Here is a 13,485-nt window from a genome sequence, read left to right on the forward strand (position 1 = left end):
GCCCGGCGCCCGGGGACGGCGACCGCATCACCCCGGCCTTCGGCGTCCAACCCACGGTGGCGCCGGACGGCCGGCCCGACACGATGCCGGACGGCCGGCCGGGCGCGGTGCCGAACGGTCAGCCCGACGCGACGTCCGACGGCCGGCCCGGCGCGGTCCGGGACGCCCGGCCCGGCGCGGTGCCCGACGATCCGCCCGGCGCGGTGCTCGGTGGCCGGACCGGAACGGTGTCCGCCGACCGCCCGGAGCGCGGCGGTCCGGATCTCCCGGCCGGCGGGGCGGGGATTGCCGGCAGCGCGGCGCCCGCGCCGACCCGGCCGGCCGAGCAGCGCGGCGGCACCGGTTTCGTCGCCCTCGACGACCCGGCCGGGGACCCGGGCGAGATCACCATGTACTACCAACCGCAGATCGCCATCGCGACCGGCGAGGTGGTCGGGGTCGAGGCGCTGCTCCGCTGGCGGCACCCGCGCCGGGGCATGGTCGACCCGGGGGAGCTGATCCAGGTCGCCGAGCAGAGCGCGGTGATGCGGCTGCTCACCCGCCGGGTGGTGGACGACGTGGTGGAGCAGGTCGCCAAGTGGTCCGCGGTGGGCGTCGCGCTGCGTGCCGCGCTCAACGTCAGCGTCCGGGACCTGCACACCGGTGAGATCGCCGACCAGATCGCCGACCGGCTGGCCCGGTACGGCGTACCCCCGGACCGGCTCCAGGTGGAGATCACCGAGGGCGCGCTGATGGCCGACCCGCGGCGGGTGCTCGCCAGCATCACCCAGCTGCACCGGATCGGGGTCGGCATCGCGCTGGACGACTTCGGCACCGGCTACTCGTCTCTGCAGCACCTGCGCCGGCTGCCGCTGTCCGAGGTGAAGGTGGACCGGTCGTTCGTGCTCGGGATGGCCGAGGACGCGGACGACGGGGCGATCGTCCGTTCGATGATCGAGCTGGCCGGGGCGCTCGGGCTGCGGGTGGTGGCCGAGGGCGTCGAGGACGAGCGCACCTGGCGGCTGCTGCACGCGGCCGGCTGCGACGTGGCGCAGGGCTGGTTCTACGCCCGGCCCATGCCCGCCGAGGAACTGGTCACCTGGCTGTCCCGGTACCGGCCGGTCCACCCGGCCGTGACGGCGGACGGCGAGGGCCCACGCCGCCCCGCCCGCTGACCGGCACACCGCCGACGGGCCCGAGCACGCTGACCGGCACACCGCCGACGGACCCGAGCCCGCTGACCGGCGTCGCGGCGGGCGGGCACCGGGAGTCGGAGGCGTCGACCCGACCGGAGGGCAATAGACTCGCTCCGGTCACCGCGTGTCATCGTCCCCGGCGAGCGCGCGGCCGGCACACCGCAGACGCAGCAGGACAGCCACGAAGGGGGCACCCGATGGCCGCCATCTCCCGCGAGGAGGTCGCGCATCTCGCGCGACTGTCGCGGCTCGCCGTCACCGAGGAGGAGTTGGACACCTTCGCCGGCCAGCTGGACGTGATCCTCCAGTCGGTCGCCCAGGTCGGCGAGGTCGCCGCGGCGGACATCCCGCCGACGTCCCACTCGGTGCCGCTGACCAACGTCCTCCGCGAGGACGTGGTGACGCCGTGCCTGACCCCGCAGGAGGCGCTGTCGGGTGCGCCCGACGCCGAGGAGCAGCGGTTCCGCGTCCCGCGGATCCTGGACGAGGATGTGGCTTCATGACTGACCTGACCCGGCTCACCGCCGCCGAGATCGCCGGCCTGGTGGCGACGGGCGAGACCTCCGCCGTGGAGGTCACGCAGGCCCACCTGGACCGGATCACCGCCGTGGACGACCAGGTCCACGCCTTCCTGCACGTGGACACCGAGGGCGCGCTGGCCGCCGCCCGGAGCGTGGACGAGCGCCGGGCCGCCGGCGAGGAGCTGGGCCCGCTGGCGGGCGTGCCGGTCGCCGTGAAGGACGTGCTCACCACGAAGGGCGTGCCGACCACCGTCGGGTCGAAGATCCTGGAGGGCTGGCGCCCGCCGTACGACTCGACGATCGTCGAGCGGCTGCGCGCCGCCGGCACGGTGATGCTCGGCAAGACCAACATGGACGAGTTCGCCATGGGGTCCTCCACGGAATACTCGGCGTACGGCCCGACGCGCAACCCGTGGGACCTGGCGCGGATCCCGGGCGGCTCGGGCGGTGGCAGCGCCGCGGCGCTGGCCGCGTACGAGGCGCCGCTGTCGATCGGCTCGGACACCGGCGGCTCGATCCGCCAGCCCGGCGCGGTCACCGGCACCGTCGGCGCGAAGCCGACCTACGGCGGCACCTCCCGCTACGGCCTGGTGGCGTTCTCCTCCTCGCTGGACACCCCCGGCCCGTGCGCGCGCAACGTGCTGGACGCGGCGCTGCTGCACCGGGTGATCGCCGGTCACGACCCGCGCGACTCGACGTCGATCCCGGCCCCGGTGCCGGACGTGGTCGGGGCGGCGAAGCTCGGCGCGTCCGGCGACCTGACCGGGGTGAAGCTCGGTGTGGTCACCGAGTTCACCGGCGAGGGCGCCGAGCCGGGCGTGATGGCCGCGTTCCGGGAGTCGGTGGAAGCCCTCGCGAAGCTGGGCGCTGAGATCGTGGACGTCTCCTGCCCGCACTTCAAGTACGCGCTGCCGGCCTACTACCTGATCGCGCCGAGCGAGTGCTCCTCCAACCTGGCCCGGTTCGACGGCGTCCGGTTCGGCCTGCGGGTCGGTGACGACGGCAACCGGTCCCTCGAAGAGGTCATGTCGCTGACCCGGGAGGCGGGCTTCGGCCCCGAGGTCAAGCGGCGCATCATGATCGGCACGTACGCGCTCTCCTCGGGCTACTACGACGCCTACTACGGGCAGGCGCAGAAGGTCCGCACGCTGATCACCCGGGACTTCACGGCAGCCTTCGAGGGGGTGGACGCGCTCGTCTCGCCGACCACCCCGTTCGTGGCGTTCCCGATCGGGGCGCGCACGGCGGACCCCTACCAGATGTACCTGGCCGACCTGTTCACCATCCCGACCAACCTGTACGGCGGACCGGCCATCTCGGTGCCGTGCGGCCTCTCCGACGGCCTCCCGGTCGGTTTCCAGATCATGGCTCCGACCATGGCCGACGACCGGATGTACCGGGTCGCCGCGGCGCTGGAGTCCACGGTCGGCACGTTCACCCCACCGGCACTGTGAGGCAGGAGCACCGATGACGACGACACTGCCCGCGTACGACGAGGTCGTGGCGCGCTGGGAACCGGTGATCGGCCTGGAGACCCACGTCGAGCTGGGCACGAACACCAAGATGTGGTGCGGCTGCCCGACCGACTTCGGCGGCGAGCCGAACACCCGGGTCTGCCCGGTCTGCCTGGGCCTGCCCGGCTCGCTGCCGGTGGCCAACAAGGCGGCCATCGAGGCGACCATCCGGATCGGTCTGGCGCTGAACTGCTCGATCGCCGAGTGGTGCCGGTTCGCCCGGAAGAACTACTTCTACCCGGACATGCCGAAGAACTTCCAGATCAGCCAGTACGACGAGCCGCTGTGCGTCGACGGCTACCTGGACGTCGACGTCAACGGCGAGACGGTGCGGATCGGCATCGAGCGGGTGCACCTGGAGGAGGACACCGGCAAGACGCTGCACGTCGGCGGCGCCACCGGCCGGATCCACGGCGCCACCGAGTCGCTGGTCGACTACAACCGGGCCGGCATCCCGCTCGTCGAGATCGTCACCAAGCCGATCCCCGGCACCGGCGCGCTCGCCCCCGAGGTGGCCCGGGCGTACGTCACCGAGCTGCGCGACGTGATCCGCTCGCTGGGCGTCTCCGACGTCCGGATGGAGGAGGGCTCGCTGCGCTGCGACGTGAACACGTCGCTGAACCGGCCGGGCGAGGAGTGGGGCACCCGCACCGAGACGAAGAACGTCAACTCGCTGCGCTCGGTCGAGCGGGCGGTCCGCTCGGAGATGCTGCGCCAGGCGTCGGTGCTCGACGCCGGCGGCAGCATCACGCAGGAGACCCGGCACTTCCACGAGGACACCGGGGACACCACCCCCGGCCGGTCCAAGGAGACGGCCACCGACTACCGGTACTTCCCGGAGCCGGACCTGGTCCCGCTCGCGCCGGACACCGCGTGGGTGGCCGAGCTGAAGGCCGCCCTGCCGGAGCTGCCGCGGCTGCGCCGCAAGCGGATCCAGCAGGACTGGGGCCTGTCCGACCTGGACATGCAGTCGGTGGTCAACGCCGGCGCGGTGGAACTGATCGAGCGGACCGTGGCCGCCGGTGCCACCCCGGCCGCCGCCCGCAAGTGGTGGCTGGGCGAGCTGTCCCGGCGGGCCAACGAGACCGGCGTCGAGCTCGCCGACGTCGGGGCCACCCCGGAGCAGGTCGCCGAGCTGCAGGGCCTGGTGGACGCCGGCCGGCTCAACGACAAGCTGGCCCGCATCGTGCTGGAGGGCGTGGTGGGCGGCGAGGGCTCGCCGACCCAGATCATGACCAACCGCAACCTCGAGGTGGTCTCCGACACCGGGGCGCTCACCGCCGCCGTGGACGAGGCCATCGCCGCCAACCCGGACGTCGCCGACAAGATCCGCAGCGGCAAGGTGGCGGCGGCCGGCGCGCTGGTCGGCGCGGTCATGAAGACCACCCGCGGCCAGGCCGACGCGAAGACCGTCCGCGAGCTGATCCTGGCCCGCCTCGGCGTCTGAGCGAAAAGGAAGGGCCCCTTCTTCACGCCTGGTGGCATAGGAAGGGGCCCTTCCTAACGCCTCACCACCCCCCGCGTACAGGGCGTCAACGGCGACGCCCGGATGGAGTCACCGTGAACCAGCACGACCTCGACGTCCTCGACGAGATCCAGCGGCGGGTGCTCTGGCTCGCCACCCGCATCGTCGACGCGGCCAACCACGACCGGGACACGGGCGACGGGGTGAAGGTCGGCGGCCACCAGGCGTCCAGCGCCTCGTTGGTCACCGCGATGACCGCGCTCTGGTTCGCCCACCTGGACGCCGAGGACCGCGTCGCGGTCAAGCCGCACGCCTCGCCGGTCTTCCACGCCGTGCAGTACCTGCTCGGCAACCTCGACCGGTCGTACCTGCCGAAGCTGCGGGCGCGCGGCGGGCTCCAGTCGTACCCGTCGCGGACCAAGGACCCGGACGGGGTGGACTTCTCCACCGGCTCCGTCGGCCTGGGCGCGGCCGCGCCGCTTTTCGCGGCGGTCACCCGCCGCTACGTCGACGCGCACTTCGGCGCGCGGCCGCACTCCCGGTTCATCGCCCTCATCGGTGACGCCGAGCTGGACGAGGGCAACATCTGGGAGGCCGTCGCCGACCCGGCCACCACCGGGCTGGGCAACGTGATGTGGCTTGTCGACTTCAACCGCCAGTCACTGGACCGGGTCGTCCCCGGCGTGCGGATCAACCAGTGGCGCGGCCAGTTCGAGGCCGCCGGCTGGCACGTGGTCGAGGTCAAGTACGGCCGCAAGCTCGCCGAGGCGTACGAGCGGCCGGGCGGGGCGGCGCTGCGCGACTGGATCGACCTGATGCCCAACGAGCAGTACCAGTCGCTGTTCGGGCTGGCCGGGCCGGTCCTGCGCAAGCAGTTCCTGGACGGCGCCCCGGCCGAGGTGGCGGCCTTCGTGGCCGACATCCCCGACGACGAGCTGGGCCCGCTCGTCACCGACCTGGGCGGGCACGACCTCGCCGCGATGCTCGACGCGTACGCCCAGTGCGACGCGGTCACCGACCGGCCCAGCGTGGTCTTCGCCTACACGGTCAAGGGCTGGGGGCTGCCGATCGCCGGCAACCCGCGCAACCACTCGGCGCTGCTCACCACCGAGCAGGTCGACGCGCTGCGCGCCGCCCACGGCCTGACCCGCGACACCGAGTGGGACCGCCTCGACCCGGCGTCCCCGGCCGGCATCCGGGCCGGCGAGCGCCGGGAGGCGCTGGCCCGCGCGCCGCGCGAGCGGGCGCTGGGGGTCACCGTCCCGGAGACCACGAAGGTACGGGTGAACAAGCCCGTCTCCACCCAGGAGGTCTTCGGCCGGGTGCTGGTCGACCTGGCCCGCGACCCGAAGGTCGCGCCCTACCTGGTCACCACCGCGCCGGACGTGGCCACCTCCACGAACCTGGCCGGGTTCATCAACAAGACCGGCGTGTTCGCCCCCACCGAGCAGCGTTCCTGGACCGAGGACCGGATGCTGCGCTGGACGGAGACGCCGGCCGGTCAGCACATCGAGCTGGGCATCTCTGAGATGAACCTGTTCCTGCTGCTCGGCCAGCTCGGCCTGTCGTGGGACCTGTCCGGGCAGCCGCTGCTGCCGGTCGGCACGGTCTACGACCCGTTCGTGCTGCGCGGCCTGGACGCGTTCCTCTACGGCACCTACTCCGGTTCCCGGTTCGTGGTGGCCGGCACGCCGTCCGGCATCACCCTGGCCCCCGAGGGCGGCGCCCACCAGTCGACCATCACGGCCTCGGTGGGCCTGGAGCTGCCGGGGGTCACCTTCTGCGAACCCGCGTACGCCGGCAGCCTCGACTGGCTGCTCTGCGACGCGCTCGGCCAGATCGCCGGGGGAGCGGCGCCGGCCGCCACGGCCGCGCCGGCCGAGGACGGGGCGTACTACTTCCGCCTCAGCACCCGGCCCGTCGACCAGGCGCCGTTCGAGGCGGCCCGGGCGCGGATCGGCGACGCGGTGCTGCGCCGGCAGGTGGTGGCGGGCGCGTACCGGCTCGTCGACGCGCACGAGGCGTACCCCCACCTGGCGGACGCCCCGGTCGTGCAGCTCGCCGCCTCCGGCGCGGTGCTGCCGGAGGTCCTCGCGGCCGCCGCGGAGCTGGCGGAGGAGGGCGTCGCGGCGCACGTGGTGGACGTGACCAGCCTGGACCGGCTCTACCGGGCGTGGCAGCGGACCCTGCGCCAGGGTGTGCGGACGGCGACCGTGCCGAGCGTGCCCGGTGCGCTGCGGTCGGCCTTCGCCGACCGGGTGCCGGTGGTCACCGTGCACGACGCCGCCTCGCACGCGATGGCCTGGCTGGGCTCGGCGCTCGGCGCCCCGGCCGTGCCGCTCGGGGTGGATGAGTTCGGCCAGTCCGGCAGCGTCGGGGAGCTGTACGAGCTGCACGACCTGCTGCCCGGCAGCATCGTGAACGCCGCGCTGGCCGCCCTGTCGCTGCGCTGAGCGTCAGCCCGTGGGGCTGGGCGTCGCGGTCGGGCTGCCGTTCGGGGCGGGCGAGGAGGGCCCGCCCCGGGTCGGGGTCGGGGTGACCGGCACCTGGTCACCCTTCGTCGGGTCCTGGATCACGTGCCGTTCCAGGTTGACCTGCGACTGCCCGGTGCCGCCCACGGTGATGTCGTCGTACGCCTGGAGCATCTTCTGCTGGTCGAAGTAGAGCACGGACATCTCGAGCGGGGTAGGCTTCTCACCCTCCAGACCACGCAGCCCGGCGCCACCGGTGGAGCCCTCCACCAGGAGCTGGGTCGGCTGTTTGCCCGGCAACTGCGGCAGCTTGTACACCTCCCGGTGATGAATGTGCCCGGCGAGCACCAGCGGGCAGGTGCCGGAGAGCGGGCCGGCCGAGGCCGGATCGTGCACCAGGGCGATGTTCACCGGCTTCGGCGAGGCCTTGACCGTGGCGGCGAGTTGCTCGCCCGCCCCGATCACCTGGTCGGCGACGACCTTGGTGAGGCCGCTGCCGGCCGGCGAGGTCTCCTTGTCCGGGGTGAACCGGGGGTCGCCGATGCCGGCGATGGTCAGCCCGGCGACCGTGGTCGTGGAGTTGTCCAGCACGACGGCGTTCGGCTGCGCGGCCACGGCGGCGGCCGTCTTCCCGGAGTCGTGGTTGCCGCGGATGTAGACGTACGGCTTCTTGAGCAGGCCGATCGAGCCGACGAAGGACGCCTCCGGCTCGCTGCCCCAGTCGGTGATGTCGCCGGTGTCGATCACCACGTCGATGTTGAACTGCTCCACCACCGTGCGGATGAGCTGCCAGCCGGTCGGGTTGAGGTGCATGTCGGAGACGTGCAGCACGCGGGTCGTGCCGGGCGACGGCTGGACCACGGGCAGCGCGGAGACCGTGGTGTAGAGCTTGCTGACGTTGCCGACCAGCCGTTGCAGCTGTTCGGCGTACTTGGTGTAGTCGTTGGCGATCCGTCGCGCGTCACCGACGATGGCCGGCGCGTTGACCAGCAGCCCCTCGTAGCGTGGCTCCTCGATGGCCTGCGGCCGGATGGTGGCGGCGGCCAGGCCGAGGCTGCTGGCGGTGACCACCAGCGCCAGGCCGCCCGCCCAGGCCGTCCGGCGCGCGTCGCGGAAGACCAGCCCGGCCAGCAGCAGGGTGGCCAGCACCGCCGAGGCGAGGGTCTTCAGGCCGAGCCGCATCACGCCGGCCCGGACGTCCTCGACCGCCGACTGGCTGGCCCGGCTGATGCTCGCCGGGTCGTCGATCAGCGCCTCGGTGCGCCGCTGGTCCAGCGCGCCCAGCTCGACGGTCAGGTACGCCGGCCCGTCGTGGCTGTCCAGCAGCAGCGCGCCCAGCGGCGGGATGTCGACGGTGGTGCCGCCGCTCAGCGACGGGCTGAGGTTGAGCTGTGCGCGGAACGGCCCGATGTCGGTGCCCACGTGCCCGCCCGCGTACGTGCCGGCCACGACCCCCGCGAAGGTGACCACGAGCAGGGCCAGCACGACGCCGAGCCGGCGCAGGCCCCTGCCGGGGCGCCACCGGCGAGGGGCGCGCCCGTCCTCCGGGGTCGTCCCGTCCCCGGCGCTGTGCTGCTCGTTCTCCTGGCCGTCCATGCTGAGATTCTGACCTGCCCGTCGAAGGATCTTGGCAAACCCGGGGGAAGCGGTGTCAGCCGCGCCCGGCACCGCCGTCGGCGAAGACCAGCCGCAGGATCCGGTCGTCGTCGCCGGCCGGCTTGCCCCGCCCGTCCCGGTTGGAGGTGGTCACCCAGACCGAGCCGTCCGGCGCCACGGCGGCGGCGCGCAGCCGCCCGTACCTGCCGGTGAGCAGCTCGCGCGGCTGGCCGAGGACCGTGCCGTTGCCGGCCAGCTCGACCAGCCAGAGTCGCTGCCCGCGCAGGCAGGCGGTGATCAGCAGCCGGTCCACGGCCGCCAGGCCGGAGCAGGAGGCTTCGCCGGTGCGCCACTGCACGATCGGGTTGACGTAGCGCCGGTCGTCGCCGCGCCCCTCGACCTGCGGCCAGCCGTAGTTGCCGCCCTTGTTGATCTGGTTGATCTCGTCCCAGGTGTTCTGGCCGAACTCCACGGCGTACAGCCGCTTGTCCGGCGTCCAGGCGAACCCCTGCACGTTGCGGTGCCCCGTCGACCAGACCGGCGAGCCGGCGGTGGGGTTGCCGGGAGCGGGCTTGCCGTCCCGGGTGAGCCGCAGGATCTTGCCGCCGAGGCTCTTCGGGTCCTGCGCGTTCGCGGTGCGCCCGGCGTCGCCCGTGCTGGCGTAGAGGAAGCCGTCCGGGCCGAAGCCCAGCCCGCCGCCGTTGTGGTTGCCGGCCTTCGGGATGCCCGTGACGATCGGGGTCGGCGGGCGGCCCAGCTCCAGCTTGGCGATCCGGTTGTCCTCGGCGCTGGTGTAGTAGACGAAGACCGTGCGGTCCCGGGCGTAAGCCGGGGAAACCGCGATGCCGAGCAGCCCGCCCTCGCCGGCGGCCGCCACGTCCGGCACGGTCTGCACCACCCGGACGGTCATCCCCTCCGGCCCGGACTCCGGGCCGACCTGGAGGATCCGCCCGCTGTCCCGTTCGGTGACCAGCGCGGCGCCGTCGGGCAGGAAGGCGATGCCCCAGGGCACCGCCAACCCCTTCGCCAGCACCGTGGCGACCACCTGCTGGCCGGCGCCGCCGGGGCTGGCCGAGGTGGACGGCGACGGCAGGTTGGGCGGCTCGCCGGCCGGGTCGGGATCAGGGTCGCCGAAGGCACAACCGGCGGTGCCGAGCAGCAGCGTCGCGCAGGACGCCGCCAGCGCCGCCCGGAGGCGGCCGGTGCGGGGGTACGGGGGACGCGGCCTCACCCGGCCCAGCCTAGCGGGGCCGGTGGGCGAAGCGGGCCCGACGAACCGAGTCGCGGCTCAACGGGCGCGCAGCGCGAGCAGGGCGACGTCGTCCTCGCGCCGGTGGGCGGCGGCGAGCAGCCGGTCGCAGAGGGTCGCGAGGGGTAGCCCGGCGGCACCGGCGAGCTGCGCCATCAGCTCGGTCTCGCCCTCGTCGATCGGCCGGTCCCGGCGCTCGGTCAACCCGTCGGTGTGCAGCAGCAGGGTGTCGCCGGGTGCCAGCGTCAGCTCCTGCCGGGCGCGGCGCGGCGGGTGCGTCAGGCCGAGCAGCGGACCCCGGACCCCGTCCAGCATCCGCACCCGCCCGTCGGCGTGGACCAGCAGCGGCGGCGGGTGGCCCGCGTTGCACCAGGAGATCCGGAGCCCGGGCGCGGCCGGCCGGACCCGGGCCAGCACGGCGGAGGCGACGGTCGGGACGGGCAGCCCCTGAATCGCCCGGTCGAGGTGGGTCAGCAGCTCGTCGACCGGGTCGTCCCGCCCGTACGCGTCGCCGCGGACCAGGTTGCGCAGCTGCCCCATGGTCGCCGCGGCCTCGACGTCGTGCCCGGCGACGTCGCCGATCGCGGCCACCAGGTCGCCGTCGGGCTGGACGAAGGCGTCGTACCAGTCGCCGCCCACCTCCACCCGGTCCGCCGCCGCCTGGTAGCGGGCGGCCAGCTCGACGCCGGGCACCACGGGCAGCATGGGGAGCATGCTGTGCTGCAGGACCTCGGCGACGTGCCGCTGCTCGCCGTAGAGCCGGCTGTTGTCCACGGCCTGGCTGGCGCGGCGGCCGATGTCCAGCGCGGTCCGCAGGTCGCTCTCGTCGAGCCCGCGCCGGGACGGGCCGTTGACCAGCGTGACGGCGCCGATGACCCGGACGCCGGTGGCGGTGATCGGCACGGTGAGGTGCGAGCTGAAGCCCAGCCGGCCGGCGAGCGGCACCAGCTCCGGGTGGGTGGTGCCCCGCTCGACGTCGGCCAGGGTGGCCGATTCGCGCATGACCGGCCGCCCGCTCCGCAGCACCGACCGGATGACCGAGTCCGGGCCGAGGCCGGTGGCCAGCAGGGCGGCGAACCGGGCCAGGTCGCCCGCCCGGTCCGGGTCCCGGTGCACGCCGGAGACGGAACGCGGCCGGCCCACCGGGTCGACCAGGGTGATCAGGCACCAGTCGGCCAGCAGCGGGACCATGGCGTGCCCGAGCCGGTCGACCGCCGTGGCCACGTCGAGCGTGCCGCCCAGCGTCTCGCTCATCCCGGCCAGCACGGTGAGCCGGTCGTGCGCCTCCTCGGCGCGGCGACGGGCCTGCTCGGCGCCGTGCAGGGCGATGCGCAGGCGCAGCTCGGACGAGCAGGCGGCGGCCAGGTCGGCGAGCGTACGCAGCTGCGCGGCCGTCCAGGCCCGGGGCTTGCCGTCGATGGCGCAGAGCGAGCCCAGCACCCGGCCGTCCAGGTCGGTCAGCGGCATCCCGGCGTACGCGACCACCCCGAGGTCCTCGATGGCCAGGTTGCCCCGCAGTCCCGGGTGGAACCGGGCGTCGGGCAGCACCATGGGCGCCTCGATGTTGACCACGTGCTGGCAGAACGAGTGGCTCAGCGGCGTCTCCCGCCGGCGCGCCCACGGCTCGGACAGGCCGGCCGCGCCGGGAAAGAACTGGCGGTCGCCGGTGACCAGGGAGACCAGCGCGACCGGCACGTCGAGCAGATCGGCGACCAGCCGGGCGAACCGGTCGAACGCCTCGTCGGGCGCCGCGTCGAGCCGGGTCTCCGCGAGGGACCGGAGCCGCTCGGGGTCGGTCAGCGCCGGGAGCGGTACGGCCGGGCGCCCGGGAGTGTCCTCGCTCATCGCCACCTGTCTCCGGAGTCGGGAACGCCGGCCGACGCTCCGCCTCGGTTATACCTCGCGCCGTCGGCCCTCAATCGTCCCCAGCGGTGGTCGTCACGACCCCGCCCACCTGCGCCACCGGGACGGCTATCGTCGGCGGTCGTGAAGGTATGGATTCCGCACCCGGCCGGCCGGCGCCTCCTCGGCGACCTGCCCGCGGGCGTCACCGTGGAGCTGCTGGAGGATCCGGCCCGGCCGCCGTCGTCCCCGACCGGTGTGCGGTTCTGGGTGCCGCCCTTCCTCGCCGGCCCGGACGCCGGCGCGCTCCTGGCCGAACTGCCCGACCTGGAGGTGGTGCAGCTCCTCTCCGCCGGCGCCGACGCCTGGGTGGGGAAGGTTCCCGAGGGCGTGACGCTCTGCGATGCCCGGGGCGTGCACGACTCGGCCACCGCCGAGTGGGTGGTCGCCGCGATCCTGTCCGCGTTGCGCGGCTTCGGCCCGCTGGCCCGCGCCCAGGCCCGCCGCGAGTGGGCGTACGACGAGGTGGCGCCGACCGACGAGCTGGCCGGCAAGCGGGTGCTGATCGTCGGCGCCGGCTCGATCGGCACGGCCGTCCGGGCCCGGCTGGCCCCGTTCGAGGTGAGCTTCACCCTGGTCGCCCGGACGCCGCGCCCGGCCGAGGGGGTGCACGGCGTCGACGAGCTGCCCGCCCTGCTGCCCGAGGCGGACGTGGTGGTGCTGCTCGTGCCGTTGACCGAGCAGACCCGGGGGCTGGTCGACGAGAAGTTCCTCGCCGCGATGCCCGACGGCGCGCTGCTGGTCAACGCCGCCCGCGGCCCGGTGGCCCGCACCTCGGCGCTGGTCGCCGAGCTGGCGTCGGGGCGGCTGCGGGCCGCGCTGGACGTGACCGACCCGGAACCGCTGCCGGCCGAGCATCCCCTGTGGGAGCTGCCGAACGTGCTGCTCACCCCGCACGTCGCCGGCTCGGTCCGCGGCCTGCTGCCGCGGGCGTACCGGCTCGTGGGGGAGCAGGTGCGCCGGTTCGCCGCCGGGGAGCCGCTGACGAACCGGGTGGTCGACGGCTACTGACCGGTCAGCCGGCGGATTCGGGCAGTTCCTGCCCGGTGGCGGAGACCAGCCGGGGCAGGTCGTCGGCGCGGACCGCGGGGAGCATGAGCGTCTCGCCGTTGTCGAGGCGGGCGACGGCCCGGCCCCGCGGGTCGGCGGCCAGCTCGGCGACCCGCGTCCAGGGCACCCGCCGCTGGCCGACGAGGGCCCGCAGCCGCAGCTCGCGGGCGTCGGCGTCGGTGCCGGCGCGCCAGGCCCAGACGGCGACCGCCAGCGGGATCAGCAGCACCCAGAGCAGCCACCAGCGCGCGGTGGCCAGCGGCAGCGCGCCGATGACCGCGACGAGCGCGGCGACCAGGATCGCCTGGTTGTAGCGGAAACGGACGGTGTCGGCGCGGCGGCTCACCCCTCGATGATCCCACCCCGGGCCGGCGGGGATCCCGGCGGGCGGCCGGCACGGGCGAAAGCTCGGGTGTGACGGGCGTCACGTGATGTGTCGCGTAACCGGGGGCGTCCGGGATCGTTTATGGGCGTGGCCGCACCGGTCCCCGTCCGGTGCCGGTCGCACCCGCACCGACCCGCTGACCCCGCACGTCGTACCG

Annotated in this window: 10 protein-coding genes; 6 read left to right on the forward strand and 4 right to left on the reverse strand. The window is 74.4% G+C overall.

The genetic code is table 11. The annotated features are described in order from the left end of the window. From F8274_RS25315 to F8274_RS25335, 5 genes are all read left to right on the forward strand, one after another. The coding region (locus F8274_RS25315; protein WP_225853967.1) for a bifunctional diguanylate cyclase/phosphodiesterase at window positions 1-1,154 on the forward strand (1,154 nt) is incomplete at its 5' end. Between the two features lie 218 nt (window positions 1,155-1,372). Further along, window positions 1,373-1,678: an Asp-tRNA(Asn)/Glu-tRNA(Gln) amidotransferase subunit GatC gene (gene gatC / locus F8274_RS25320; protein ID WP_091268917.1), complete on the forward strand. Its 306-nt coding sequence runs from the start codon at window positions 1,373-1,375 to the stop codon at window positions 1,676-1,678. After that, the gene (gatA, locus tag F8274_RS25325) at window positions 1,675-3,150 is read left to right on the forward strand and encodes an Asp-tRNA(Asn)/Glu-tRNA(Gln) amidotransferase subunit GatA (protein ID WP_151464871.1); all 1,476 of its coding nucleotides are present in this window, start codon (window positions 1,675-1,677) and stop codon (window positions 3,148-3,150) included. The genes gatC and gatA overlap by 4 nt, the downstream gene beginning before the upstream one ends. A gap of 13 nt (window positions 3,151-3,163) precedes the next feature. Beyond that, window positions 3,164-4,657, forward strand: coding sequence for an Asp-tRNA(Asn)/Glu-tRNA(Gln) amidotransferase subunit GatB (gene gatB / locus F8274_RS25330; protein WP_151464872.1), 1,494 nt, complete (start codon window positions 3,164-3,166; stop codon window positions 4,655-4,657). 113 nt (window positions 4,658-4,770) lie between these two features. After that, window positions 4,771-7,128 (forward strand): pyruvate dehydrogenase, encoded by a 2,358-nt coding sequence (locus F8274_RS25335; RefSeq protein ID WP_151464873.1) that lies wholly within the window; start codon window positions 4,771-4,773, stop codon window positions 7,126-7,128. A 3-nt stretch (window positions 7,129-7,131) separates the two neighbouring features. Here F8274_RS25335 and F8274_RS25340 read toward each other — a convergent pair whose 3' ends face one another. From F8274_RS25340 to F8274_RS25350, 3 genes are read right to left on the reverse strand one after another with little or no spacing between them, the layout of a single operon-like run. Then, window positions 7,132-8,742: a metallophosphoesterase gene (locus F8274_RS25340; protein ID WP_151464874.1), complete on the reverse strand. Its 1,611-nt coding sequence runs from the start codon at window positions 8,740-8,742 to the stop codon at window positions 7,132-7,134. 55 nt (window positions 8,743-8,797) lie between these two features. Beyond that, window positions 8,798-9,973 carry a sorbosone dehydrogenase family protein gene (locus tag F8274_RS25345; protein ID WP_151464875.1) on the reverse strand — a complete coding sequence of 392 codons (1,176 nt, stop codon included), beginning with the start codon at window positions 9,971-9,973 and terminating at the stop codon, window positions 8,798-8,800. 57 nt (window positions 9,974-10,030) lie between these two features. Next, window positions 10,031-11,836, reverse strand: a complete 1,806-nt coding sequence (locus tag F8274_RS25350) for a GAF domain-containing SpoIIE family protein phosphatase (RefSeq protein ID WP_151464876.1) — start codon at window positions 11,834-11,836, stop codon at window positions 10,031-10,033. 141 nt (window positions 11,837-11,977) lie between these two features. Between F8274_RS25350 and F8274_RS25355 the strand changes: the two genes are divergently transcribed. Beyond that, window positions 11,978-12,904 carry a 2-hydroxyacid dehydrogenase gene (locus tag F8274_RS25355; RefSeq protein ID WP_151464877.1) on the forward strand — a complete coding sequence of 309 codons (927 nt, stop codon included), beginning with the start codon at window positions 11,978-11,980 and terminating at the stop codon, window positions 12,902-12,904. Window positions 12,905-12,908: 4 nt separating this feature from the next. On the opposite strand, the gene F8274_RS25360 is transcribed toward F8274_RS25355, so the two are convergent. Further along, window positions 12,909-13,289 (reverse strand): PH domain-containing protein, encoded by a 381-nt coding sequence (locus F8274_RS25360; protein ID WP_192579979.1) that lies wholly within the window; start codon window positions 13,287-13,289, stop codon window positions 12,909-12,911. Window positions 13,290-13,485 lie beyond the last annotated feature (196 nt).

The sequence above is a fragment of the Micromonospora sp. AMSO31t genome (genome assembly GCF_008868175.1).
Classification (GTDB): Bacteria; Actinomycetota; Actinomycetes; order Mycobacteriales; family Micromonosporaceae; genus Micromonospora.

What these genes read in the sequence shown, in the direction of transcription:
- gatC (WP_091268917.1), top strand. Translation starts at nt 1,373, where the DNA reads ATGGCCGCCATCTCCCGCGAGGAGGTCGCGCATCTCGCGCGACTGTCG.
- gatA (WP_151464871.1), top strand. Translation starts at nt 1,675, where the DNA reads ATGACTGACCTGACCCGGCTCACCGCCGCCGAGATCGCCGGCCTGGTG.
- gatB (WP_151464872.1), top strand. Translation starts at nt 3,164, where the DNA reads ATGACGACGACACTGCCCGCGTACGACGAGGTCGTGGCGCGCTGGGAA.
- F8274_RS25340 (WP_151464874.1), bottom strand. Translation starts at nt 8,742, where the DNA reads ATGGACGGCCAGGAGAACGAGCAGCACAGCGCCGGGGACGGGACGACC.
- F8274_RS25350 (WP_151464876.1), bottom strand. Translation starts at nt 11,836, where the DNA reads ATGAGCGAGGACACTCCCGGGCGCCCGGCCGTACCGCTCCCGGCGCTG.